The sequence below is a fragment of the Sphingomonas sp. CFBP 13603 genome (assembly GCF_014892665.1).
Lineage (GTDB): Bacteria > Pseudomonadota > Alphaproteobacteria > Sphingomonadales > Sphingomonadaceae > Sphingomonas.
Genome location: NZ_JADBIA010000011.1, coordinates 24,579 through 49,420, shown reverse-complemented (window position 1 = coordinate 49,420; position 24,842 = coordinate 24,579). Strand labels below are relative to the sequence as shown.

The window sequence follows — 24,842 nt, the reverse complement described above, 5'->3', positions numbered from 1 at the left end:
CGATCGGGCGCAGGACGAGCCGTTGTGCGCATCCTGCTGATCGAGGACGACGCGGCCCTCGCGCGCAGTATCGCGGCATTGTTGCGCGCCGGCGGCAACGCGGTCGATCACGTCGCGACCGGTGAGGAGGCGCTGTCGGTGGTCGCCGGCGAGCCCTATGCGCTCGTCATTCTCGACGTCGGCTTGCCCGGTATCGACGGCTTCTCGGTGCTCGAAACGCTGCGGCGGCGCGGCGAACGCGTGCCGGTGTTGATGCTGACCGCGCGCGATGCGCTCGACGACCGGGTGCGCGGGCTCGACCTCGGCGCTGACGATTACCTGCGGAAGCCGTTCGAGCCCGAGGAACTGGAGGCGCGTGTCCGAGCGCTGGGGCGGCGGCGCGGGGGCGATCCGCTGCCGGTGCTGAGCGTCGGTACGCTGACGATCAACCGCTCGACTGGTGACGCGGACATCGCCGGTCGTGCGCTCGACCTGCGTCGGCGGGAGCGTGCGGTGCTGGAGGCACTTGCAACCCGCGCCGGACGGGTCGTCCCCCGAGCGTTGCTGATCGGCGAGGTGTTCGGGTTCGACGAGCCAGTCGGCGACAACGCGATCGAGGTCCATGTCACGCGCCTCCGCGGCAAGCTAGCGCCCGATGGCCCCGGTATCCGCACCGTCCGCGGGGTCGGCTACATGCTCGATGCCGGCTGAGACGCGGACTCCTGCGCTGCGCACGCGCCTGCTGGTCGCGGTGCTCGGGCCGTTGCTGGCGGCGGCGATCCTGATCGGCGTGGTCGGTGCGACGCTGATCGCCGACGTCGTCCGTCGCACCAACGACCGTGTGCTCGGTGGCGCGCTCGGCGCGATCGCCGAGACGGTGCAGGTCGAACGCGGCGAGGTAACGCTCGACCTGCCGTCCGCCGCGTTCGGAATGCTGGAGAATACCGAACGCGACAACGTCTATTACCGCGTCGCCGTCGGCCCGGACCTGCTCACCGGCTACGCGGACCTGCCAGCTCCCGATCCCGCCACGCTCTCGATCGACGTCCCGCGCTATCGCTTCGCGCGCTACCGCGGCCAGCAGATCCGCATCGCCGAAGTCCGCCGCTCGCTCCCCCGGATCGACAAGCCCGTAATCGTCCAGATCGCCGAGACGCTCGACAACCGCGGCGCACTCACCCGCCGGCTGATGCTCGCACTGCTGATCGGCGAATGCGTGCTGGTCGGCGCCGCCGCCTTGTTGCTGCGACCGGCGTTAGGCTGGAGCCTCCGTCCGCTCGCCCGCCTCCGCGACGCGGTGGAGGCACGCGACGAACGCGCGCGTCCCGATTTCTCGCCGCTCGACACTGGCCCGCTCCCCAGCGAACTCCGCCCGCTCGCCGGCGCGTTCGACCGCCTGCTGGCGCAGCTCGACACGGCCACCGTCGGCGTCCGCCGCTTCACCGCCGACGCCTCGCACCAGATGCGTACGCCGTTGTCGGTGCTGAAGGTCCAGGTCGCACTCGCCCGCCGCGGCTCGGGCCCCGAACGCAGCGTCGCGCTCGACGAGATCGCCGACGCGGTGATACGTCTCGAACGCCTGGTGACGCAGTTGCTGGCATTGGCGCGCGCCGAGGAGGCGGGCGTGTCCGCGCCACTCGAGGCGGTCGACCTGCGCGAAGTGGCGGCTGCGGTGATCACCCGACAGATCAAAAGCGCGATCGAAGCGGGCATCGATCTGACCATAGAAGGCGACCCCGAGGTCGGCCACGTCGTCCCCGGCCACCGCACGCTGATCTTCGAGATCGTGTCGAACCTGATCGACAACGGCATCCGCTACAACCGGCGCGGCGGCACCGTCTCGGTCAGGCTCCAGACGACGCCGTCGGAAACGACGATCGCGGTCGTCGACGATGGTCCGGGCATCGCGCCCGAGCACCGCGACGCCGCGTTCGATCGGTTCGTCCGGCTGGATGCTGCCGGCAGCCCGGAGGGGAGCGGTCTCGGCTTGGCGATCGTGCGCTCGGCGGCGACCCGCCTCAACGCGGACGTCGCATTCGGCGATGCGGACATCGGCACCACGATAATCTTGAAATTCGCGCGCACCAAGCAATGACGATCGCGCCATGCGGATAGGGCGAAGGCGCTGGCATGAAGGATTTGCAGGCGATCGGTGATGAATCACGGTGACGCTGAACCGTCGTTTCGACGGTGTGTCAGTATCCCAACGATTGGGAAAACTGGAGCGGGCGAAGGGATTCGAACCCTCGACCCCAACCTTGGCAAGGTTGTGCTCTACCCCTGAGCTACGCCCGCTCTGGCGCCTATGTCTCCGGTCTGAAGCGACACGGTGACTGGGTGAGGCGCGCTGTTAGCCCGGTGTTTCCGGGACGGCAAGCGCCTTTTCAACTTTCGTGTGAAATTTGCTGCAGACACGATTCCGCTTGGCGACTCCGGCACTAGAACATTACAAGAACAGTTGTGAACGAGTCGCTTGCCTTGATAGCCCGCCTGAAGCGGATCGCCACGGTGGGGATGCCGACCCAGGGCGACGATCGCGCCGACGATGCGTGGCTGACGCAGGGCATGGCGAAGGCGCAGTTGCACGAGGTTTTTGCGACGATCGATGATTCGGCGAGCGCCGCGGGGTTCGCGGTCGCCTCGATATTGGCGGCAAAGGCAGCGCCGGTGATGTGGCTGCGGACCGAGGCCAGCGAGCGGCAGGGGGGCAGGTTGCATGCGACCGGGCTGGTCGAGATGGGGCTCGACGTGACGTCGCTGGTGCTGGGACTGGTCGAGGACGAGGCGAGCTTGCTACGCGCCGCTGCCGATGCTGCGCGGTGTCATGGGCTCGGCACGTTGGTGATGGAATCCTGGGGCAGGGCGCCCGGACTCGACCTCACTGCGACGCGGCGGCTGATGCTGGCCGCGGAAGGCTCGGGTGTGACCATCCTCAGCCTGCGCATCGGTGCCGAACCGGTGCCGAGTGCGGCCGCGTCGCGCTGGCGGGTGGCGGCATCCTGCTCCCGGCTGCTGGAAGCCGACGCACCTGGCAAACCTGCCTTCGACATCGAATTGCTACGCCGACGCGGAGGCCAGGCCGGGCTTCGCTGGCGTGTGGAGTGGGACCGTGACGCGCACATCTTCGACCAAAACGCCTTCGCCTCTGGTGATTCCGCGGCGCTACCTGGCGCTGGTATTCCCGTGGCTGCCGATCGAGCGGCTGCGGACGATGCGGCCGCATTTGTTCGTCGGACGGGCTGAGACGCCGATCGCATTCGTCGAATCGGTCTCGGGTGGGGTCCGTCTGAAGTCGCTCGATCGCGAGGCGGTGCGGGCAGGGCTCCAGCCGGGGCTGACGCTCGCCGACGCACGGGCGCGCGTGCCGGAGCTGGAGGTGTACGAGCATGACGCGCATGCCGATCACGAATGGCTCGAGCGGCTCGCGGACGGGTGCCAGCGCTATACGCCGTCGGTCGCGCTCGACGAGCCCGATGGCCTGATCCTCGACATCGCCGGGTGCGTGCACGAGTTCGAGGGCGAACGCCGTCTGGCTGCCGATCTGGAGGAGCGCCTCGCGCGCCGGGGTGTGCTGGTACGCCACGCGTTCGGCGACACACCCGACACGGCGCGCGCGCTGGCGCGGTATGCCGGGGCGCCGGCGCCGGATGAAAAGCGCGCGGTCAAGCGGTTGCCGGTGGCGGCGCTGGGGCTGGACGAGGATGCGACGACCGCGTTGTCGCGCGCCGGGCTGAAGACGGTCGGCGACGTGATGGCGCGGCCCTTGGCGACGATCGCCGCACGGTTCGGCGAGGAGGCGGCGATGATGATCCGCCGGCTCGATGGCTCGGTGAAGGGACCGATCGTCGCGCGGCGGACGGTGCCGAAGATCGGCGTCGAACGCCGCTTCGCCGAACCCATCGCACGCACCGAATACGCACTCGAGATGCTGGCCGAACTCGCCACCGAAGCCGCGGCTCAGCTTGCCGATCGTCACGAGGGCGGCCGCCGCTGGGAAGCGCGCCTGTTCCGCGCCGACGGCCTCGTCCAGCGCCTGCGAATAGAGACCGGTCAGCCGACACGTGACGTAGCGTTATTGATGCGATTGTTCCGCGAGCGGATCGACAGCCTCGCCGATCCGCTCGATCCGGGGTTCGGCTATGATCTGGTCCGGCTCGACGTGGCGCTCGCGGAGAAGCTCGACGCGTCGCAGTTGAAGCTGGAGGGCGGCGAGGCGCAGAAGGGCGAGGTCGCGCAACTCGTCGACCAGCTCGGTACACGACTGGGCCGGACGCGCGTCCGCCGGTTCTCCGCGCGCGACAATCATATTCCCGAACAGGCCGAGCTGATGCTGCCCGCCGCCGAAGCGCCCGCCCCAACGCCGTGGATCGCGCCCGAAACCGACGAACCGCCGCTGCGGCCGATCTACCTGTTCGACCCGCCGCAACCGATCGAATCGATGATGGCCGAAGTCCCCGACGGCCCGCCGCACCGCTTCCGCTGGCGCCGCACGGTGCACGACGTCGCGCACAGCGAAGGCCCGGAACGGATCGCCGGCGAATGGTGGCGACGCCAGGACATCCCGACGCGCGATTACTACCGCATCGAAGACCGCCGCGGCCGCCGCTTTTGGATCTTCCGCCACGGCCTGTATTCCGAGATGGAGACGCCCCGCTGGTACCTCCACGGCGTCTTCGCGTGAGGATCGGATGAACGGGCGGGCCGCGCCAGCGTTCGCGGAACTGGTCGCCGCGACCAACTACTCGTTCCTCGATGGCGCGAGCCACCCCAGCGACATCGTCGGCCGCGCGATCGAATTGAAGCTGGCCGGTATCGGCATCGCCGATCGCAATACGGTTGCCGGCGTGGTCCGGGCCTATGATGCCCTGGAACGCGCAAAACGGGGGCAGCTCGGCGCGAACCTGCCACCGTTCGATTTCAAGCTGGTGGTCGGCGCGCGTCTCGTATTCGCCGACGGTACGCCGGACATCGTCGCCTATCCCGCAACCCGGGCCGGATGGGGACGGCTGACGCGGCTGCTGACGCTGGGCAACCGGCGGGCCGAGAAAGGCGGCTGCATCCTCGGCTTCGACGATCTGCTCGCGCATCTCGGCGAAATCCTGTTGATCGTCATGCCCGAGTGCACCGCGCGGCAGGCAGTCGCACACAAGGATTTCGTGCTTCCCGTCCGCAACGATGCCAGTCTCGAGGCTACGCTTGCCGCGCTCCGTCCGCTTGCGCGGCGATCGGTGTGGCTTGGGGTTACGATGCCACATGGCGGTCGCGATCGGCGACGCCAGACCCGGCTGGCCCGGATCGCCGTCAAGGCGCGCGTGCCGATCCTGGCGACCAACGACGTGCGTTATGCGGTCGCCGACGATCGCTCGCTTCACGACATCGTCACCTGCATCCGTGAGGGCACGACGATCCAGCGTGCCGGCAAACGGCTCGGTGCCAATGGCGAACGCCATTTGAAGGATGCGGACGAGATCGCACACCTTTACCGCGACCGGCCGCACGCGATCGCCGAGACGGCAAAGCTGCTGGCGCGGATCGACTTCACGCTCGACGAACTCAAATACGAATATCCGCATGAGCCCGTCCCCGCAGGCTGGGACCCTCAGGGATGGCTGGAGCATCTCGTCTGGGAAAGCGCTTTGGATCGGTACGGCGAACGCGTACCCGAGAAGATGCTGGCGCTGCTGTACGAGGAGTTCCGGCTGATCCGCGCACGCGAATACGCCTATTACTTTCTCACGGTGCACGATGTCGTCCGATACGCACGCAGCGTAGAGCCGCCGATCCTATGTCAGGGGCGTGGGTCCGCGGCCAATTCGGCCGTATGCTTTCTGCTTGGTGTCACTTCGGTCGACCCGATGAAATACGATTTGCTGTTCTCGCGGTTCGTCAGCGCCGAACGCGACGAACCACCGGATATCGACGTCGATTTCGAGCATGAACGGCGCGAGGAGGTGATGCAGTACATCTACCGCCGCTATGGTCGGGATCGCGCTGCTATCGCTGCGACCGTCATCCATTACCGACCCCGCAGCACCGTACGCGAGGTCGGCAAGGCACTTGGCCTGACCGAGGACGTGACTCATCGGCTGACCAGTACGGTCTGGGGCAGCTTTTCCAGTCGGTTCGGCGAGCAACGGTTGAAGGAGACCGGCTTCGATCCTGGAAACCCCGAGATCGCACGCCTGCACGACATGGTCGACCGGCTGCTTCAGTTCCCGCGCCATTTGTCGCAGCATGTCGGCGGTTTCGTACTGACCCAGGGCCGTCTCGACGAGATGGTGCCGATCCACAATGGCGCGATGGTGGATCGCACCTTCATCGAATGGGACAAGGACGATATCGATTGTCTTGGCCTGATGAAGGTCGACATCCTGGCGCTCGGGATGCTGACGTGCATCCGCAAGAGCTTCGACCTCATGCGGTCACACGGCCTTGGCGACCACGACCTCGATACGATCCCGGATGCTGCAAAGCCGGTCTACGATATGCTGTGCAAGGGTGACAGCATCGGTGTGTTCCAAGTGGAGAGCCGCGCGCAGATAAACATGCTGCCGCGCCTCCGGCCCAAGGAGTTGTACGACTTGGTCGTTCAAGTTGCGATCGTTCGGCCGGGACCGATCGAAGGCGACATGGTGCATCCGTATCTACGTCGACGAGCGAAGAAGGAGAAAGTCGAATATCCCTCGCCTTCGCCGCTCCACGGCCCTGCCGGCGAACTGCGCGACGTGCTGGAAAAGACGCTTGGCGTGCCTCTGTTCCAGGAACAGGCGATGAAACTTGCGATCGTTGCGGCCAAGTTCACGCCTGAGGAAGCCAACCAACTCCGCCGGGCGATGGCGACGTTCCGCAACGTCGGCAAGATGGAGAACTTTCAGGTCAAGATGGTCGAGGGCATGGTCGCCCGTGGCTACGAGCGCGAGTTCGCCGAACGCTGTTTCAAGCAGATCGAGGGGTTTGGATCCTACGGGTTTCCAGAGAGCCACGCCCTTTCGTTCGCGCGGCTGGTGTATGTGTCGTCGTGGATCAAATGTTTTCACCCAGCGGTGTTCTGTTGCGCGTTGCTCAATTCGCAGCCGATGGGGTTTTATGCGCCGGCGCAACTGGTGCGGGATGCCGTGGAGCACGGGGTTACCGTGCTGCCGGTCGATGTGAATGCGAGCGGGTGGGATAACAGCTTATCCTCCCCGGCACCGGGAGGGGCGCGCGACGCGGGGTGGAGGGGGGCTTCCGCGGACGTATCGCTTGCGGATGTTCCTGTTACTGACGGCGAGCTTTCGACTGCCACCCTTCCAGGCGGAGCGTCTGCGGCGGCCCCCCTCCACCATCCTGCGGATGGTCCCCCTCCCCGTGCCGGGGAGGATGTGCGGCTCGGGTTTCGGCAGGTGGATGGGTTTCGCAAAGACTGGGCCGACGAGATCGTTCGCGTTCGGACCACGCCGTTCGCTAGCATCGAGGAACTCGCGCGGCGCGCCAATTTGCCGCAGCGGGCGATGAACCTGCTGGCCGATGCGGATGCGTTTCGATCGGTGGCTAAGGAGCGGCGCGAGGCTTTGTGGGATTTGCGCCGGACGCCGCCCAAGCAGCTTGCGCTGTTCGCCGCCGCCGAGGTGCCCGAGCTTGGCCAGGAGCCCGACGCGCATCTGCCGGCGATGCCGCTGTCCGAACAGGTTGCGGCGGATTACCAGACGACGCGGCTGTCGTTGAAGGCGCATCCGATGCAGTTCCTCCGCGAACGCTTTGCCGCCGAGGGGATCCTGTCGAGCGCGCAGGCCAACGCGACGAAGGACGGGCGGCGCGCGAAAGTGGCGGGCGTGGTGCTGGTCCGCCAGCGGCCGGGCAAGGGCAATGCGATCTTCGTGACGATCGAGGACGAGACCGGGATCACCAACGGCCTGATGTGGGCGCGCGACTTCGAGGCGAACCGCCGCGCGGTGATGGCCTCGCGGCTGATGGTGCTGGAGGGCGTGATCCAGCGCAGCGAGGAAGGTGTCACGCACCTGATGACGTCGCGGGTGCAGGATCGCAGCGACATGCTGAGGCTGTTGTCGGAAGATCAGGCGCTGGAGCCGCCGCTCGCGCGAGTCGACGAGGTGATCCGGCCTGTCCTCCCACGCGGCCCTGACGGACGGACACCGCGTGCCCAGCATCCGCGCGCCCAGCATCCCCGGGACGTCCGCGTGCTGCCCAAATCGCGCGACTTCCATTGATGCCAATCCCGTCTCGGATCCCGATCTCGTCGAGCCCAAGGCTCGTCTCGAATCCTACGGCCGTCACCCCAGCGAAAGCTGGGGTATCTCACGTGGCACGCGACCACCGCCTCACGGGGATACCCCAGCTTTCGCTGGGGTGACGGGTCTGGGGTGACGGACCAAGGATCGACGGGCCGCTTCAACGGCGCCGCCGCCACGTGGAATTTCGACCGCGATGCTCTACAGGTGGCCTCTAGAGGTGGCATTCGCCGCGGGGGCGCCCCAGATAGCACGCGAGAATTACACGGGAGTTGAACTTGGCCACGCTTGGAATGTCCCCCGCGGAGAAGGACGCCGTCGAGGCGTTCCGTCGCGACGTCGTCGAACCGTCGATGACCAGCCTCGTGATCATCGATTTCTGGGCGGAATGGTGCGGGCCGTGCAAGGCGCTGACGCCGACGCTGGAGAAGGTCGCGGCGGATTATGCCGACAAGGGCGTCGTGCTGGCGAAGGTCGATACCGACAAGAACCAGTTCATCGCCGCGCAATTCCAGATCAAGTCGATCCCGACCGTCTACGCGATGTTCCAGGGCCAGCTGGTCGCCGACATGACCAGCGCGCGCACCGAATCGCAGCTGCGCGTGATCCTCGACCAGTTGCTCAAGCAGTTGCCGATCGAGGCCGGGCCGGCGGATGCGGCAGCCGATGTCGAGCCGCTGATCGCGATCGGCGAAGAGGCGCTAACGGAAGGCGACGGCGATCGCGCGCTCGGCATCTTCCGCGAGATCGCCGAGATCGCGCCCGAGCATCCGCAGGTCCATGCCGGCTTCGTTCGCGCACTGGTCGCGACCGGGCAACTCGACGAGGCGGCGGACTGGCTGGCGAACCTCGATCCGGCGATCGCCAAGGACCCGGCGATCCACCGTGCGCAGGCGGCACTCGCACTCGCTCAGTCCGCGCCCCCGGTCGAGGACCTGTCGCCGCTGCTTGCTGCGGTCGAGGCGAACCCTGACGACCTGCAGGCCCGGTTCGCGCTCGCCAACGGCCAGATGGCGGCGAACGACCGTGATGCCGCAGCCGACACGTTCCTCGGTATCATCGCCACCGAGCGCGACTGGAACGAGGGCGCGGCGCGGACGCAGTTGCTGAAACTGTTCGAAGTCGTCGGGCTCGAGGATCCCTGGGTGTCTGGACAACGCCGCCGCCTGTCTGCGATCCTGTTCGGATGACCACCGAGTCCGCCCCCCCGCGCGCCACCACGCGGCTGTCGATCTTCCCGTTGCCGGGGGCGTTGCTGTTCCCCGGCATGCACCTGCCGCTGCACATGTTCGAGCCGCGCTATCGGGCGATGATCAGCGATGCGATGGCGCGCGACCGGCGGATCGGGATGATCCAGCCGCGGGGCGGACCGCATGACGACGCGGACGCGCTGTACGACATCGGCTGCGTCGGCAAGATCGCCGAGGTCGAGGCGCTCGACGACGGGCGGTACAACGTCGTGCTGGAGGGCATCGCGCTGTTCCGGATCGTCCGCGAACTCGACGTGACGACCGCGTTCCGACAGGTCGAGGCTGAGCTGCTGCCGTTGATCGAGGACGATGCACTGTCGCTCGGGCGCCGATCGTCGCTGGAACTGGAGTCGCGTCGGTTCGCGGACATGCAGGGCTATGCGGTCGATTGGGATGCGGTCGGCCGGCTCGACGACGAGAGCTTGGTCAACGGCATCGCGCAGATCGCGCCGTTCGATGCGGCCGCCAAGCAGGCGCTGCTCGAGGCGCCGGATATCGAGCAGCGCGCCGAACTGATCATCCAGCTGATGCAGTTCTTCGGGCGGCACGACGGTGACGAATCGGTGACGTTGCAGTGAGCGCGCTCGATCCCTGGCTGCTCGAACGTCTCGTTTGCCCGATGACGCGCACGCCGCTCCGCTATGACGAGCCTGCGCAGGAACTGATTTCGGACGCGGCCGGCCTTGCTTACCCGATCCGCGATGGCGTGCCGGTGATGCTTGTCGAAGAGGCACGCCGGATCGACGAGACCGCCGCCTGATCGTCTTGCTTCAATACCCCGTCCGCGTCGCGCCGGCCTCTCGGACGGCAGCGAGCGTCGGGTAGCCGTTTACGGCCATGAGCAGGTCGGCTTCGGCGAGGATGCACTTCAGCACATGCGCCGCGCCGTTCGCACCATCAAGCGCCAGACCGTACGTGTAGGGCCGGCCGATCCCGACCGCGGTGGCGCCGAGTGCGAGTGCTTTGACGACGTCGCTGCCTGACCGGACGCCGGAGTCGAACAGCACCGGCACGGTCCCGCTCGCCGCGACCACCGCGGGCAGCATGTCGATCGCGGCGATCCCGCCATTCGCCTGGCGGCCGCCATGGTTGGAGCAATAGATTGCGTCCGCACCCAGATCGATCGCGCGCCTCGCGTCGTCGGGATGGCAGATCCCCTTCAGGACGATCGGCAGCTTGGTCATCGACCGCAGCCACGGCATGTCGTCCCACGTCAGCACCTTGCCGAACGTCCCGGCCCATTGCCGCACCGCCGCGGGCAAATCCTCGCGCGGTGGCTTGGCGAGCATCGCGCGGAAGACTGGGTCGCTGAGGTAATTCTCCAGCACGTGGCCGCGCAGTTGCGGGAAGTTCGCGACGTTCAGGTCGCGCGGGCGCCAGCCGGTGACCCAGGTGTCGAGCGTGACGACGATCGCCTTGTATCCCGCCGCCTCGGCACGGTGGACGAGGCTCTCGGCGAGCGGCTTGTCCTTGGGCGTGTAGAGCTGGAAGAAACCGGGCGTGTCGCCCATCGCCGCGGCGACGTCCTCGAGCGGATCGTTCGACAGCGTCGACTGGATCAGCGGGACGCTGGTCGTCGCGGCGGCCCGCGCGGCGGCGAGATCGCCGTGGCCGTCCTGCGTGCAGAGGCCGTTGATCCCGACCGGGCTCATGAAGATCGGGCTGGGCAGCGTCATCCCGAACAGGTCGATCGACAGGTCGCGGCGCATGGCGTCGACCATCATCCGCGGGGTCATGCCCCAATGCCGGAACGCGTCGGCATTCTGGCGCTGCGTGAACTCGTCGCCGCACCCACCTTGCAGATAGCCGAGTACCGACGGTGGCAGTGCCGCTGCCGCCCGAGCCTCGAGCGATGCGAAGTCGACCCGGGACTTTCGGGACGACCCCGGCGAGCCCGGCGAAATAGATTTCGTTCTGGTAATCGCCGTAATGCGGCATGCGCTGCCCTCCGAAGCTCGTCGCGATCAGTCCCGATAGCCCGGATTGACCCGGTCGAGCTTGCGCAGCAACGCCGGCCAGGCGAGTCCATCGGCGAGCATGCGCATGCCTGCACCGCTCGATTGCCCCTCGACCTTCTCCGCGACGCCCTGGTTCGGGTTGTTCAGGTTCTCGCGACCGGCGCTCAGCATCAGGACCTGTGCCTCGCAGGCGCGTTCGAGGAAATACATCCGCAGGAACGCCTGCGGCACCGACTCGCCCACCGTCAGCGTGCCGTGGTTGCGCAGGATCATCGCGTTCTTGGTGCCGAGATCCTGCACCAGCCGCTCGCGTTCCTCCAGTTCCGTCGCGATGCCCTCGAAGTCGTGATAGGCGACGTCGTGCCCGGCGATCATCGCCGTCTGCGTATGCGGGAGCAGCCCCTCGGCCATCGCCGACACCGCCTGGCCGTGCGGCGTGTGGAGATGCAGCACCGCCACCGCATCGTGGCGCGCGGCGTGGACCGCGGAGTGGATCACGAAGCCGGCGCGGTTGACCGGGGCAGGGGTGTCCATGACCTTGTTGCCGTCGACGTCGATCTTGACCAGCGACGATGCGGTGATCTCCTCGAACATGTGCGTGTACGGATTGATCAGGAAATGATGCTCGGGGCCGGGGACGCGCGCGGACAGATGCGTGAAGATCAGATCGTCCCAGCCGTAGAGCGCGACCAGCCGGTACGCGGCGGCGAGATCGACGCGCAGCGCCCATTCTTCGGCCGATACCTGATCCTTGATCGGCGTTGCCGCCGCCGTTGGTTCCATCGCCTTCAATGCCGTCGCCATCATCCGCCTCCTATGTTTGTTCCCTTGTACGACCGGCCTTCGACAAACTTTGTCTCGATGGTGACAATCTCTAAATTTCGCCTAGCCTTGCGCGATGCACGATGTGGATCACACGATACTGGCGACCGATAGCTGGTTCGGCGCGATACCGGCGGGCCGTCGCGAGCGCCTGTTGCAGGAGGCGCGAGTCGAGCTGCTGGAGAACGGCGCGCGGATCTACGGCTCCGGCGATCCCCCGAACGGATTGTGGGCGGTTCTGGACGGGCAGGTCCGGTTGAAGGGTTTGTCCGCCAATGGTGCCGAACTGCTCGCGCTGATCGTGCGGCCGGGGACGTGGTTCGGGGAATTGTCGACGCTGGACGGGCATCCACGGCCGCATGATGCGACGGCGTTCGGCACGGCGCGTCTGCTGCATGTGCCAGTGGCGGCGTTCGCGCGGGCGGCGGTGGCGGACCCGGAGCTTTACCGCGATCTCGGACTGCTCGTGTGCGCGCACCAACGCACCGCCTTACGGTTCATCGCGCAGAGCGTCGGGCAATCGATCCGAGTGCGACTGGCGCAGGCGCTGATGCGCGCGTCGCAGGCGGGGGATGGTCGGATCACGATCCGGCAGGAGGAGCTTGCCGGCGTGGTCGGTATCGCGCGCCAGACGCTCAACCGCCACCTGAAGCGGTTCGAGCGCGATGGCCTGGTCGCGGTCGCCTATGCGCAGGTTCGCATTCTCGACCTGCCGGGGCTGCGCGGCGTCATCACCGAATAGGGCATCGCCAAGCCCTTCTCCCGCGCGCTACACTCGCGCCCATGACGATCAGAATCGGTATTGGCGGCTGGACCTACGAGCCGTGGCGCGGGACCTTCTATCCGGAGAAATGGCCGCAGAAGCGCGAGCTCGACTATGCCGCCGAGCACGTCACCGCGATCGAGATCAACGGCACCTATTATGGCAGCCAGAAGCCCGCGACGTTCGCATCCTGGGCGAAGGCGGTGCCGGACGGGTTCGTCTTTTCGCTCAAGGCGTCGCGCTACTGCACCAACCGGAAGGTGCTGGCCGACGCGGGGGAGTCTATCGCCAAGTTCACCGGTCAGGGGATCGTCGAGCTCGGCGATCGGCTCGGACCGATCCTGTGGCAGTTCATGGCCACCAAGAAATTCGACGCCGACGATTTCGCCGCGTTCCTGAAGCTGTTGCCGCTCGAGCAGGACGGGCTCGCGTTGCGCCACGCTATCCAGGTCCGTCACGAGAGTTTCGCGGTGCCGGAGTTCGTCGCGATGTGCCGCGATGCCGGCGTCGCGATCGTCTTCGCGCAGTCGGCGGAATACCCCGCGATCGCCGACGTGACCGGCGACTTCGTCTATGTGCGACTCGAGGATGCCGAGGAGCGCTTCGTAGCCGGCTATGCGCCGACTGCGCTGGACGGATGGGCGGACAAGGCGAGGATCTGGGCGGCGGGGGGACGGCCTGACGGTCTGCCCTATGTCGAGGACGCCGCGCCGGCGAAGACGCCGCGAGAGACGTTCATGTTCTTCATCAACGGCGCGAAGGTTCGCGCACCCCATGCAGCGATGGCGCTGATCGAGCGAGTTCGAGAGTAAGTCTGGCAGTATTCAGGTAATGCTTTCGCTGACGGTGAGGTTCGATATGTTGCCGACATGGCTACAAGTCGGTCGATCGTTCAGAGAAAATCCGATACGGTAGTTCAGGACCGCAATGGTCCGTGCGATCGACCTTACTGTATTGAAGGGAGCGCTCGATGAAGTTGGCAGTATCATGTGCCGTCATGTGCTTTTCGACGATGGCAAACGCACAAGCTTTCCAGCCGCCTCAGTCCTACACACCCTATTCGGATCCCTTTCGCGGGATCAACCCGGATCGCGATGTCTTGCGCGGTCGTGGATGGGGGGGCGATACGCCGACGATGCGGCAGCAACGGGAAAAGCGTGTTGCCGCGTTCCGGATGAAGGTGGCGAACCTCGTGACGCTCAAGAGCGGGACGCTTTCGGACGCGGACCAGGAGACCTTGAGGCACGAATATACCAAGCTTCTCTATCGCAACCGGTAGATGTATTCTGGGGCAGTGAGCAGCATCAACCACGCCGCTAGCTGAAGATGCGATCCCGAAAGCGATCGTTGATCCTCCGACGTTCGGGTCGGGATAACGGTCCAATGGTGGCGACGCGGATCAGCAGCTTTTGGAAATATCGCTCGAATAGCTCGCCAGCGGCCTGCATTCCGAAATGATGGCCCTGCAACGTGCTTCTCCAACACCGATCATGCGCAATCGAGGCATTTGCCACAGAGCGCGTAGCAATCGATCGGTTTAGATCCCGTCGGACTCGGGAGCGGTCGTCTCGACCGGCGTGGCGGGGATCACCACCGGTGCCGGCTGAGGCTGTCCGGCCTGGCCGATCAACGCGGTGTTTTCGATCACGTCGAGCGCCTGGCGTGCGACGACATAGCGTCGTGCCGCATCCATCCAGTTGCCGGCCTGGGCGGCGCCGGGCAGGCGCGCGACTTCGGCCCGTGCCGCTTCGACTTGGCCCGCGCCCAACAAGCGGCGTGCCCGCGCGAGGCGATCCGCCGGCATCGGCGAGGGGGTGCCCGCCTTGCGGAGTACCACGAGCGTGTCGATCTGATGCTGGATGGTATCGAGCCAGTTCTCGCCGGTCGAGCTGGTGATGTCCGGTGCGATCGCGTCGAGCCCCTGGCGCAGATCTTCCAGAGTCACCGGTTGGCGTGCGGCCTGGATCAGCAACGTCGTCGCGCGGGGCTGCGCCTGGCCGAACCGCAGGCGTACTTGCTCTTCCAGATAGCCGAGCCCGACGCCGCGATCGAGCGCACGGCGAGCTGCGAAGGCCACCAGCAGCCCTTCGGCGCGCGTAGCCTGTGCGCCGGCGGCGGCGGCATCGGTGGTGATCGTGGCCGTGCGCGCCTCGAGTGCGGTGAGCTGGCCGGCCAGCGTCGCCTCTCGCGTGGCCAGGACCGTCGTATCTATCGGTGCCGCTGCCTGCGGCTCACCGTCCGGACCTAGCGGTTGTGCGGGGATATAGCCCGAATTGCCGGCCGCCAGCTTTTGCCGCGCGGCGGACGACGCGGCCGCCGTCGCCTGCGTGGCCTTGAACCACGGCAGCATCTTCGCCGCATAGGCCATCAGCCCGAGCCCGGCGATAAACGCGAGCGCGGTAAGGGCGATGATGACGCCCATTCGGGGTCCGCGTGCCCGTGGGCGATCGGTCGGCACGTAGTCGCTCATGGCGTGCTTATCCCCGCCGCGCACCGGATGGTCAATCGCGCGTATGTTCGCACGTGCAGCAGCGAGTGCTACGAGTGCCGGATCGCTCGGTTGCGGGGCGATCGAGACGGTCGCCCAGCCGGTTCCGGCCGCTTCGGCGACGGCGGCGCTGATCGCGGCGATCTCGATTCCGGATTGGGCAATGTCCGCCGTATCGAGCATATCCTTCAACCGAGCCGCGGCGCGTTCGGAGTGCAGCAGCACGACGGTGTCGACGAACGACTGCGCAACCGTAGCGTCGATCGGCACATCATCGCTCGCGTAGACCGTAATGGCCTCGATCCCGTCGCCGGTCGGGGCACGATCGCGCCCGGCGAGATGCAACAGTCGCGCAAAACCGCGATCGCGCGCCTCGGAGACGGCATCGCGCGCGTCGCCCGACCCGGTCACCGCGACCGCAAAACCCGCGTCGCTCGCCGCCGTGGCAGTCGCAGCGCCGACCGCCACCACCGGCAGGCGCTTCAACGCGTCCAGTCCTGCGCCACCATGCCGCACCGCGTTCGCGCTGGTCAGCAACAGCCCGTCGAACGCTGCCGGATCGGGCGCGCTCCAGTCGACCGGCGTTACGGCGAACAGCGGAACCTGCCGTACGTCGAGCCCTAACGCCCGCAGCGCCGCCGCAGTCCGCGCATTGCCGGGCTCCGGCCGCACCACGACGACCGCGTGGGGCGACGTCATGCCGTGAACAGCCGGCGGACGCTGGCCGGGGCGCGCGTGAGAAGGTCGACCGCCAGCATCGTACCCAGGTCTTCGCCAGCACTGCCCTCGATCGATCCGGCGACGTCGCACGTGCCGTCCTCGGCGATCAGCTCGGCGCGCAACGTCAGCGTCTCCCCCGCCAGCGACGCGAGCGCCGCGACCGGAGAGTGGCAGTCCGCCCCGAGCCTGGCGAGCAACGCGCGCTCGGTCAGCACGCACAGGCTGGTGTCGGCATGGTCGATCGCGGCGACGATCGCGTGCGCGGCGCTACCGTCGAGGACCTCGATCCCGACCGCGCCCTGCGCCGGCGCGGGTAGCATGATGTCGGTCGGGATCGCATGGCCGTCGTCGCGCCCGAGGCGATCGAGCCCCGCGGCGGCGAGCAGCGTGGCATCCATCTCGCCGCTCGCCACCCGGCCGAGCCGCGTGTCGACGTTGCCGCGGATCAGCACGATCTCCAGGTCGGGCCGCAGCCGCAGCATCTGCGCGCGGCGTCGCGGCGAACTCGTCCCGACGACGGCGCCCGGGCGCAGGTCGGCAAAGGTCTCCGCACCGATCAGCCGATCGCGCACGTCGGCCCGCGGCAGCATCGCGGCGATCCTCAGCGTGTGTGGGCGGATCGTCTCGACGTCCTTCATCGAATGCACCGCGCAGTCGATGTCGCCGTCGTGGAGCGCGCGGTCGAGCTCCCTGGTCCACAGCGCCTTGCCGCCGATCTCGGCGAGCGCGCGATCCTGGACACGGTCGCCCGTCGTGCGGATCACGACCGTCTCGACCTTGTCAGGCGACCAGCCATGCGCCGCACACAACGCATCGCGGACCAGGCCTGCCTGGGTGAGCGCCAGCGGCGAACCGCGCGTACCGAGCCGAAAAACTGTCATGCTGCGTGCCATGCAGAAAGGGGCCCCCTTCGACAAGCTTCACGCAGGCCTATACAGACACGCGATGATCATTCTCGGCATCGAATCCTCCTGCGACGAAACCGCCGCTGCGCTCGTCACCGGCGACCGGCAGGTCCTCGCGCACCGGCTGCTCGGGCAGGAAGCGGCGCACGCTCCGTTCGGCGGCGTCGTCCCCGAGATCGCCGCGCGCGCGCATGTCGAGGCGCTGGAGCCGCTGATCGTCGCGGCGCTGGCCGACGCGAAGCTGACGCTGGCGGATGTCGATGCGATCGCCGCGACCGCTGGGCCGGGGCTGATCGGCGGGGTGATGGTCGGGCTCGTCACCGGCAAGGCGCTCGCGCACGCCGCGGGGAAGCCGTTGATCGCGGTCAATCATCTCGAGGGCCACGCGCTCTCGCCGCGCCTGTCGGACCCGGACCTGGAGTTTCCCTATCTGCTGCTGCTAGTGTCGGGCGGACATTGCCAGTTGCTGCTGGTCGAGGGCGTCGGTGCGTATCGGCGCCTTGCCACGACGATCGACGATGCGGCGGGCGAGGCGTTCGACAAGACCGCCAAGCTGCTCGGGCTTGGCTTCCCCGGAGGCCCCGCGGTCGAGCGCGCTGCGGCGTTGGGGGATCCCAGGGCAGTCCCATTGCCGCGCCCGCTCAAAGGCTCGGCCGAGCCGCATTTCTCGTTCGCCGGCCTGAAGAGCGCGGTCGCGCGCGTCGTCGGCCAATATTCACCCGAGGATATCGCCGCGTCGTTCCAGGCGGCGGTGGTGGACTGCCTGATCGACCGCACGACCAAGGCTTTGCGGACATCGCATGGCGCCACCGCGCTCGTCGTCGCCGGCGGGGTCGCGGCCAACACCGCGGTCCGTACTGCCTTGCAGGGCCTCGCCAGCGCCCACCGTCTCCGTTTCGTCGCGCCGCCCTTGTGGCTGTGCACCGACAACGCCGCGATGATCGGCTGGGCAGGGGCCGAGCGATTCGCCGCGGGCCTCACCGATCCGCTCGATGTCGCCGCGCGTCCCCGCTGGCCGCTCGATCCGAATGCCGAAGCGGTGCGTGGCGCAGGGGTGAAGGCATGAAAATCGGCGTCATCGGTGGCGGGGCGTGGGGCACCGCCCTGGCTCAGGTCGCAGCCAATGGTGGCCGCGACGTGATCCTTTGGGCGCGCGAAACCGCCGTCATCGAATCGATCAACACCGCCCATGAGAACACGCTGTTCCTTGGCGGCGTCGCGCTGTCGCCGACGATCCACGCGACCGACGACCTCGCCGCGCTGGCGGAGATGGATGCGATCCTCGTCGTCGCGCCCGCCCAGCACGTCGGCAGCGTGCTCGCCGCCGCCCCGATCGGCCGCATTCCGCTCGTGCTGTGCGCGAAGGGGATCGAGGCGGGAAGCAAGCGTCTCGTTGGCGAGGTCGCGCGCGCGGTGCATCCCGATGCGCCGATCGCGGTGCTCTCGGGACCGACCTTTGCGCACGAAGTTGCTGCCGGGTTGCCGACCGCGGTGACGCTGGCCTGCCAGGATGCCGAACTCGGTGAGCGGCTCGCGACACGTCTCGCCGCGCGGCATTTCCGGACCTACGCCTCGACTGACGTCGCAGGCGCGGAGATCGGTGGCGCGGTGAAGAACGTCCTCGCGATCGGTTGCGGCGTGGTCGAGGGGGCAGGGCTCGGCCAGAACGCGCGGGCGGCGTTGATCGCGCGCGGGTTCGCGGAGATGACGCGGTTCGGGCTGGCACGCGGCGCGCGCGCGGAGACACTCGCCGGGCTTTCCGGGCTGGGCGATCTCGTGCTCACCTGTTCCTCGACGAGTTCGCGCAACTTCTCGCTGGGTGTCGGCCTCGGGCGCGGCGATTCGGCGGCGACCTTGCTGGCAGATCGCCGGACCGTCGCGGAAGGCGCTTTCACTGCGCCCGTCCTGCGCGAGGCCGCCCGCGACGCGCGTGTTGACATGCCGATCACCGAAGCGGTCTGCCGCCTATTGGAGGGCGCTCCGGTGAGCGACGTGATCGGCGACCTGCTCGCCCGGCCGCTGAAGGGCGAGGCGGGCTGACCGCCAGGCGATCCGCGAATGGGCTTGCCTCGTTCGCGGATTGTTCTATTTCCGCCGCATGCTCGATATGCCGCCGGACTCCTGCATCGACGAACCTGGATCACCCTTATGTGCGGCCGATGTGGCGCGCGGCGTGATCCGCATGTTGCTGCGTCACGACCTCACCGCGATGACCGAAGTGCCACTAGATGGCGGCCGCCGTGCCGACCTGATGGCGGTGGACGCGCGCGGCCAGATCGTGATCGTCGAGATCAAGGTGTCGCGCGCCGATCTGCTCGGCGACGGGAAGTGGCCGGATTATCTCGGGCACTGCGACCGGTATTTTTGGGCGGTCCCGGCCGGGTTCGACGTCGGCCCGCTGAACGGGCCCGCGTTCCTGCCGGAGCGGACGGGGATCATCGTGGCGGACCGCTACGACGCGGCGATCGTGCGGGAGGCGCATACCGTGCCGCTGCCGGCGCATGTGCGGAAACGGTGCACGCTCGCGTTTGCGAGGCGGGCGGCACGGCGGCTGATCGCGCAGATGGACCCGGACGCCGACGGGCTGGCATTCTAAGTCCGTCATCCCCCCGGCAGGGGGAGGACACGAAGCAGAGGTTGCTCCTTTCCTCCCCCTCCGTCTGGCATGTGCCAGCCACCTCCCCCTGGCGGGGGAGGATCAGAACTTCAGAACTTCGGGCCCGAAACAGCCTTGCGCACCTTCTTCGGCGCATCTTCCAGCAGCTTGCTCACGATCGGGTTGCGTCCATCCTGCTTGGCATAGGCGCGCGCGGACATGCCCGCCATGATGTCCGCCTGGTCGGGATCGGCGTTCTCGGCCAGCAGCACCCGGATCATGCCCACATCGCGGCGCTGCACCGCGCGGATCAGCGGCGTCTCGCCCGCCGAATTGGCGAGGTTCGGGTTCGCCCCTGCCGCGGTCAGGATCGGGATCATGTTCGTCTGGCCCAGCGTTACCGCGAGCAGCAGCGGCGTATTGCCCTTGCCGTCGCGCAGGTTCGCGTCCGCACCCTTCTGCAGCAGGAAGCGCAGATACACCTCGTCGCCGCGCTTGATGACGATGTGCAGCGCACCTTCGCCGCTGGTCACGTCGCGCGTGTTGATGATGTTGCTGCCGGGCTTGCCGAGCATCTCCAGCACCTCGTTGTTCTTCGCGTCGCGCACCGCGGACAGGAACTTGTACCCCTCCGACTGGCCTTGCGCGAACGCGGGCGCCGCGACGCAGGCGAGCGCTGGCGTCAGGAGGGTAGCGGCGAGCATCAGGCGGATACGCATCGAGTGACTTCCTTGGTTCGTCCTGGATATAGGGTGACGCTTGCGCCGCAGTAGCGAACAGATCAAGGCTGGCGGAACCATGACCCTCCGTTTCCTTCTCATACCGGCACTCGCCTTGTCCGCGTGCACCGCCTCGGCACCGCCCGCCAAACCGCCGCTCGAAGGTGCCCGGATCGGCGGCGCCTTCACGCTGACCGACCAGAACGGGAAGACCGTCACCGAACAGGCGTTCGCGGGCAAATACCGGATCATGTATTTCGGCTACACCTTCTGTCCCGATGTGTGTCCGACGGATGTCCAGGCGATCGGCGCCGCGGTGAAAAAGCTCGAGGCGAGCGACCCTGCGCTTGCCGCGAAGATCGTGCCGGTGTTCGTGACGGTCGATCCGGCGCGCGATACGCCCGCGGTGCTCAAGCAGTTCGTCTCCGCCTTCCACCCGCGCATGGTCGGCCTCACCGGCACCGATGCGCAGATCGCCAGGATCAAGACCGAATATGCAGTGTATTCGAGCAAGGGCGACGCGTCGCCGGGTGGCGGCTACCTCGTAAACCACTCGCGCCAGGCCTATCTGATGGACCCGGACGGCAAGCCCCTCGCTTTGCTGCCGCAGGAACAAGGGCCCGACGCGGTGGTGACGGAAATCAAGCGCTGGGCCCGGTGAGCGCGCGCTTCTGGGAAGATACGCCGATCGACCAGCTCGATCGTGGCCAATGGGAAGCCTTGTGCGACGGCTGCGGCAAATGCTGCATCCACAAGCTCGAGGACGAGGATACCGGCGAGCTCGTCGCCACCAACGTCTCGTGCCGCCTGCTCGACCGGCGCAGCGGGCAATGCTCCGATTACCGCCACCGCCATGCCTATGTCCCCGAATGCGTGCGGCTGACGACCGGCAACGTCCGCGGGATCGACTGGCTGCCGTCGACCTGCGCCTACCGCCTGCGCGCGGCCGGCGAGCAATTGCCCGAATGGCATTATCTCGTCTGCGGCGACCGCGAGGCCGTCCACCGCGCCAAGCAATCGGTGCGCGGCTGGACGATCAGCGAGGACGAGGCCGGCGAGCTGGAATATCACGTGATCGACCGCGAGCTCTGACTCGGTGATAGCCCGATGATCGCCCGATGATAGAAGGCCTGGAGATCGTCCGTCACCCGCGCGCACGCCGCGCGCGTCTGTCGATCGATCCCGCGAGTGGCCGGGCAAGGCTGGTCCTTCCCAAGCGTGCGGCGCTGAAACAGGCGCTGGCCTGGGCGGAGGACAAGGCCGGCTGGATCGCCGAACAGCGCGCGCTGCTCCCCCAGCCGCGCCCGTTCGTGCCCGGCGCAATCATCACCGTCGCCGACGAACCGCTGACGGTCGAGTGGACGCCCGGTAGCCGTCGAACCGTGGTCCGCGAAGGCTCGGTCCTGTCGCTGTCAGGCCCTTCCGAAACGATCGCGCGCCGCGTCGAGGCTTGGCTGAAGCGTACCGCGCTTGCCGTCCTGGAAACCGAGACCGCCGAATACGCCGCCAAGGCCAAGGTGACCGTCGCGCAGGTCGCGGTCGGCGATGCCAAGGGCCGCTGGGGCAGCTGCGCGTCGAGCGGCATCATCCGCTACAGCTGGCGGCTGATCCTGGCGCCGAGCTGGGTCCGCCGCGCCACCGTCGCGCACGAAGTCGCACACCGCGTCCACATGAACCACGCGCCGGTCTTCCACGCGCTCGTGGAGCAATTGTACGGCGAAGACCCGACGCCCGCACGCGTCTGGCTACGCACGCACGGCGCGGGGCTTCACTGGTTCGGACGCTCTTCCTGATCGCTCTGGAAGCGTTGCGTCTGGACCTGATCGCGTGGCCCATCTTGGGGCACGTCGCGCTGGAGCGGTTGCCGCCCTGCCGGTGACGGCTCGCGCCGCTCACGCCCGGTAACCCGGTCGATCCAGTCCTGATTCAACTGCTGCGGCGGCGCTGCGGGAGCTTCGGGCTGATCCGCATCGGGCCGCGGGATCGTGTCGCCGGTCTGCGCATCGGTCGGGACCGACGGCTGGCCCTGCTCGATCGGATTGCCATCGGCGTCGACCGCCATCTGCCCATTGTCGGGCTGGCCGAAATAGCTCTCCTCGTCGGGCTCAAGCTGCCACTCGGGCAGCGTGACCTTCGTATCGAACTGCTCGATCGGACGGTTGGCCGTCGCGGGCTTCATAAACGCCGCCCACGCCTTTGCCGGCGCGGTGCTGCCGTGCAGGCCGGCGATCGGCTTGGCATCGTCGCGACCCATCCACACACCCGTAGTGATGCCGCTGGAGAAGCCGAGGAACCAGCCATCCTTCGACGCGGTGGTGGTGCCGGTCTTGCCCGCGACCGGCCGACCGATCTGCGCAGCGCGACCGGTGCCGGTGTTGACCGCGGTCTGCAACAGATCGGTCATCTCGGCGGCGACATAGGGCGCGACGAGCACGTGGCTGCGGTCGACCTCATGTGTGTAGATCGTCTGGCCGTTGGCCGTGACTCGCGTGATCCCGTATGGCGTCACCGCGACGCCCTTGCTCGCGACTGAAGCGAACGCGCGCGTCATGTCGATCACGCGGACCTCCGACGTGCCGAGCACCATCGACGGATGGACGTTGACCGGGGTGGTGATCCCGAACCGCCGCGCCATGTCGGCGACCGTGTTGAAGCCGACCTCCTGGCCGAGCTTGGCGGCGACGGTGTTCAGCGAATAGGCGAATGCGGTCCGCAGTGAGACCGCGCCGGAGTTTCGGCGGGAATCGTTACGTGGGCTCCAGCCGTTGATCGTGACGGGCTCGTCGACGATCGAGTCCTCCGGCTTGTGGCCTGCCTCAAGCGCAGCGAGGTACACGAACAGCTTGAACGACGAGCCCGGCTGACGGACCGCCTGCGTCGCGCGGTTGTAGATCGACGACACGTAATCCTTGCCGCCGACCATCGCACGCACTTCGCCGCCACGATCGAGCGCGACCAGTGCGCCCTGCGCTCCTGGTGGGGCATTGGCGCGGATCGCATCGTCGGCTTGGCGCTGCATCGTCAGGTCGAGCGTCGTCCAGACTTCGAGCGGTTCGGTCGTCTCGTCGATCAGCGTATCGAGCTGCGGCAGCGCCCAGTCGGTGAAGTACCGGACGCTGTTCTGCTTGGGCTCGGGCGCGAGTTTCAGTCCGGACACGTCGGCATCGGCAGCCTCGGACGCGGTGATCGCGCCGGTTTCCTGCATCGTCTCCAGCACGACACCGGCGCGGCCCATCGCGGCCTCGGCATCGGCGGTCGGCGAGTAATTGGACGGCGCCTTGACGAGCCCGGCGATGACCGCCGCCTCGGCAAGGCTCAGATGATCCGCGCCGTGGCCGAAGAATTTCCGGCTCGCCGCGTCGATCCCGTAGGCACCGCCGCCGTAGTAAACTTTGTTGAGGTACAGTTCGAGGATCTGGTCCTTCGAAAACTTCCATTCGAGCGCGAACGCCAGGATGCCCTCGCGGAATTTACGCCCGAACTTCTTCTGGTTGTTGAGGAAGACGGTGCGCGCGAGCTGCTGCGTGATCGTCGATCCACCCTGCGTCCAATGTCCGCGATCGAACCGCACCTTCACGGAGCGCGCGATGCCGACCGGATCGACGCCGATATGCGAGCGGAAGCGGCGATCCTCGACCGAGACGGTCGCGTCGCGCATCACCTTGGGGATCTGGCCGTAAGGCAGCCACTCGCCGAAGCTCGGCCCCATCGATACGATCACCGTGCCGTCGGCGGCATGGACCCGGATCATCTGGCCGTTGGGAGAGGACTTCAGGCTGTCGAAACTCGGCAGCTGCGACATCGCGATATACACCGCGATCGCCAGCGCACCGAGCGCGAGGATGCCGATCCCGACCATGACCTGGAGAAAGACGACCAGCCGCCGCCGCCAGCGTGACGCCGGGGGAGTTGGGGACCGACGGGACGGGGGAGCAGAACGCGTACGAGCCATGTGGCCGCAGAATTACGCGCGATGGTCCCGCCCTACAAGCGACATCAGGCCGCGACGTTCGCTTTGCGCGGCCGGAATTCGAGCGAGAGCGAGTTCATGCAATAACGTTGCCCGGTCGGCGGTGGACCGTCCGGGAAGACGTGCCCCATATGGCTGTCGCAGCGCGCGCACCGCGTCTCGATCCGGGTCATGCCGTGGCTGCGATCCGCGTGATCGGTAATCGCATCGGGGCGGATCGGCTGGGTGAAGCTGGGCCAGCCCGACCCGGAATCATATTTGTCCGTGCTGTCGAACAGCTCGTTGCTGCACGCGGCACAGCGGTAGATCCCGTCGGCCTTGTTATCGTTCAGGACGCCTGCGAACGCGCGTTCGGTGCCGGCTTCGCGGAGCACGTGATATTGCTCGGGGGTGAGCCGCTTGCGCCATTCGGCCTCGGAAAGATTGAGCTGGTCCATGGACATG

Annotated in this window: 24 protein-coding genes and 1 tRNA gene; 17 read left to right on the top strand and 8 right to left on the bottom strand. The window is 67.3% G+C overall.

Annotated features, from left to right (window positions below; all coding sequences use genetic code 11):
- Positions 1-24 precede the first annotated feature (24 nt).
- A complete protein-coding gene (locus IFR23_RS15720; RefSeq protein WP_342344980.1) occupies positions 25-690 on the top strand; it encodes a response regulator transcription factor in 666 nt (221 codons plus the stop codon).
- The gene (locus tag IFR23_RS15715) at positions 680-2,074 is read left to right on the top strand and encodes a sensor histidine kinase (RefSeq protein WP_192976705.1); all 1,395 of its coding nucleotides are present in this window, start codon (positions 680-682) and stop codon (positions 2,072-2,074) included. Before IFR23_RS15720 ends, IFR23_RS15715 begins: the two co-directional genes overlap by 11 nt.
- A 125-nt stretch (positions 2,075-2,199) precedes the next feature.
- On the opposite strand, the gene IFR23_RS15710 is transcribed toward IFR23_RS15715, so the two are convergent.
- Positions 2,200-2,274, bottom strand: a tRNA-Gly gene (locus IFR23_RS15710).
- A 165-nt stretch (positions 2,275-2,439) separates the two neighbouring features.
- On the opposite strand from IFR23_RS15710, the gene IFR23_RS15705 reads away from it, so the two are divergent.
- From IFR23_RS15705 to IFR23_RS15680, 6 genes are all read left to right on the top strand, one after another.
- Positions 2,440-3,222 (top strand): hypothetical protein, encoded by a 783-nt coding sequence (locus IFR23_RS15705; protein WP_192976704.1) that lies wholly within the window; start codon positions 2,440-2,442, stop codon positions 3,220-3,222.
- The gene (locus IFR23_RS15700) at positions 3,191-4,660 is read left to right on the top strand and encodes a Y-family DNA polymerase (protein ID WP_197978491.1); all 1,470 of its coding nucleotides are present in this window, start codon (positions 3,191-3,193) and stop codon (positions 4,658-4,660) included. The genes IFR23_RS15705 and IFR23_RS15700 overlap by 32 nt, the downstream gene beginning before the upstream one ends.
- A gap of 7 nt (positions 4,661-4,667) precedes the next feature.
- Positions 4,668-8,186 (top strand): error-prone DNA polymerase, encoded by a 3,519-nt coding sequence (locus IFR23_RS15695; RefSeq protein ID WP_192976703.1) that lies wholly within the window; start codon positions 4,668-4,670, stop codon positions 8,184-8,186.
- Between the two features lie 314 nt (positions 8,187-8,500).
- Positions 8,501-9,397: a tetratricopeptide repeat protein gene (locus tag IFR23_RS15690; RefSeq protein ID WP_192976809.1), complete on the top strand. Its 897-nt coding sequence runs from the start codon at positions 8,501-8,503 to the stop codon at positions 9,395-9,397.
- Positions 9,394-10,035 carry an LON peptidase substrate-binding domain-containing protein gene (locus IFR23_RS15685; protein ID WP_056064511.1) on the top strand — a complete coding sequence of 214 codons (642 nt, stop codon included), beginning with the start codon at positions 9,394-9,396 and terminating at the stop codon, positions 10,033-10,035. Before IFR23_RS15690 ends, IFR23_RS15685 begins: the two co-directional genes overlap by 4 nt.
- Positions 10,032-10,217 carry a Trm112 family protein gene (locus IFR23_RS15680; RefSeq protein WP_342344979.1) on the top strand — a complete coding sequence of 62 codons (186 nt, stop codon included), beginning with the start codon at positions 10,032-10,034 and terminating at the stop codon, positions 10,215-10,217. Before IFR23_RS15685 ends, IFR23_RS15680 begins: the two co-directional genes overlap by 4 nt.
- A gap of 10 nt (positions 10,218-10,227) precedes the next feature.
- Here IFR23_RS15680 and IFR23_RS15675 read toward each other — a convergent pair whose 3' ends face one another.
- A complete protein-coding gene (locus tag IFR23_RS15675) occupies positions 10,228-11,259 on the bottom strand; it encodes an alpha-hydroxy-acid oxidizing protein (protein ID WP_244655734.1) in 1,032 nt (343 codons plus the stop codon).
- A 162-nt stretch (positions 11,260-11,421) separates the two neighbouring features.
- Positions 11,422-12,219, bottom strand: a complete 798-nt coding sequence (locus IFR23_RS15670) for a class II aldolase/adducin family protein (protein ID WP_192976702.1) — start codon at positions 12,217-12,219, stop codon at positions 11,422-11,424.
- Between the two features lie 94 nt (positions 12,220-12,313).
- Between IFR23_RS15670 and IFR23_RS15665 the strand changes: the two genes are divergently transcribed.
- The 3 genes from IFR23_RS15665 to IFR23_RS15655 all read left to right on the top strand — a co-directional run bounded on the left by IFR23_RS15665 (position 12,314) and on the right by IFR23_RS15655 (position 14,279).
- Positions 12,314-12,979, top strand: a complete 666-nt coding sequence (locus tag IFR23_RS15665) for a Crp/Fnr family transcriptional regulator (protein ID WP_192976701.1) — start codon at positions 12,314-12,316, stop codon at positions 12,977-12,979.
- A 41-nt stretch (positions 12,980-13,020) separates the two neighbouring features.
- Complete coding sequence (locus IFR23_RS15660) at positions 13,021-13,812, top strand: DUF72 domain-containing protein (RefSeq protein ID WP_192976700.1); 792 nt, start codon at positions 13,021-13,023, stop codon at positions 13,810-13,812.
- A 323-nt stretch (positions 13,813-14,135) separates the two neighbouring features.
- Positions 14,136-14,279, top strand: coding sequence for a hypothetical protein (locus IFR23_RS15655; protein ID WP_192976699.1), 144 nt, complete (start codon positions 14,136-14,138; stop codon positions 14,277-14,279).
- 258 nt (positions 14,280-14,537) lie between these two features.
- Here IFR23_RS15655 and IFR23_RS20320 read toward each other — a convergent pair whose 3' ends face one another.
- Together IFR23_RS20320 and hemC are read right to left on the bottom strand one after the other, a co-directional pair.
- On the bottom strand, positions 14,538-16,187 hold the full coding sequence (locus IFR23_RS20320; protein WP_244655729.1) for a uroporphyrinogen-III synthase: 1,650 nt from the start codon (positions 16,185-16,187) through the stop codon (positions 14,538-14,540).
- Positions 16,184-17,089 (bottom strand): hydroxymethylbilane synthase, encoded by a 906-nt coding sequence (hemC, locus tag IFR23_RS15640; RefSeq protein ID WP_446740922.1) that lies wholly within the window; start codon positions 17,087-17,089, stop codon positions 16,184-16,186. Before hemC ends, IFR23_RS20320 begins: the two co-directional genes overlap by 4 nt.
- Positions 17,090-17,153: 64 nt before the next feature.
- Between hemC and tsaD the strand changes: the two genes are divergently transcribed.
- The 3 genes from tsaD to IFR23_RS15625 are packed head-to-tail and all read left to right on the top strand — an operon-like array spanning position 17,154 to position 19,709.
- A complete protein-coding gene (gene tsaD, locus IFR23_RS15635) occupies positions 17,154-18,179 on the top strand; it encodes a tRNA (adenosine(37)-N6)-threonylcarbamoyltransferase complex transferase subunit TsaD (RefSeq protein ID WP_192976697.1) in 1,026 nt (341 codons plus the stop codon).
- A complete protein-coding gene (locus IFR23_RS15630; protein ID WP_192976696.1) occupies positions 18,176-19,153 on the top strand; it encodes an NAD(P)H-dependent glycerol-3-phosphate dehydrogenase in 978 nt (325 codons plus the stop codon). The genes tsaD and IFR23_RS15630 overlap by 4 nt, the downstream gene beginning before the upstream one ends.
- Positions 19,154-19,211: 58 nt before the next feature.
- Positions 19,212-19,709, top strand: a complete 498-nt coding sequence (locus IFR23_RS15625) for an MmcB family DNA repair protein (protein ID WP_056064776.1) — start codon at positions 19,212-19,214, stop codon at positions 19,707-19,709.
- Positions 19,710-19,819: 110 nt separating this feature from the next.
- On the opposite strand, the gene IFR23_RS15620 is transcribed toward IFR23_RS15625, so the two are convergent.
- A complete protein-coding gene (locus tag IFR23_RS15620; RefSeq protein WP_244647334.1) occupies positions 19,820-20,428 on the bottom strand; it encodes an ankyrin repeat domain-containing protein in 609 nt (202 codons plus the stop codon).
- 79 nt (positions 20,429-20,507) lie between these two features.
- Here IFR23_RS15620 and IFR23_RS15615 point away from each other — a divergent pair, with 79 nt between their 5' ends.
- The 3 genes from IFR23_RS15615 to IFR23_RS15605 are packed head-to-tail and all read left to right on the top strand — an operon-like array spanning position 20,508 to position 22,221.
- A complete protein-coding gene (locus tag IFR23_RS15615) occupies positions 20,508-21,089 on the top strand; it encodes an SCO family protein (protein WP_192976695.1) in 582 nt (193 codons plus the stop codon).
- Positions 21,086-21,520, top strand: a complete 435-nt coding sequence (locus IFR23_RS15610; protein WP_133020171.1) for a YcgN family cysteine cluster protein — start codon at positions 21,086-21,088, stop codon at positions 21,518-21,520. Before IFR23_RS15615 ends, IFR23_RS15610 begins: the two co-directional genes overlap by 4 nt.
- A 26-nt stretch (positions 21,521-21,546) precedes the next feature.
- On the top strand, positions 21,547-22,221 hold the full coding sequence (locus IFR23_RS15605) for a M48 family metallopeptidase (protein ID WP_192976694.1): 675 nt from the start codon (positions 21,547-21,549) through the stop codon (positions 22,219-22,221).
- Here IFR23_RS15605 and IFR23_RS15600 read toward each other — a convergent pair.
- On the bottom strand, positions 22,197-24,287 hold the full coding sequence (locus IFR23_RS15600; protein WP_446740921.1) for a PBP1A family penicillin-binding protein: 2,091 nt from the start codon (positions 24,285-24,287) through the stop codon (positions 22,197-22,199). The two genes, IFR23_RS15605 and IFR23_RS15600, sit on opposite strands and share 25 nt — an antisense overlap.
- A 137-nt stretch (positions 24,288-24,424) precedes the next feature.
- Entirely contained in the window at positions 24,425-24,835 is a 411-nt protein-coding gene (msrB, locus tag IFR23_RS15595; protein ID WP_192976692.1) for a peptide-methionine (R)-S-oxide reductase MsrB, read from the bottom strand.
- Between the last annotated feature and the right edge of the window lie 7 nt (positions 24,836-24,842).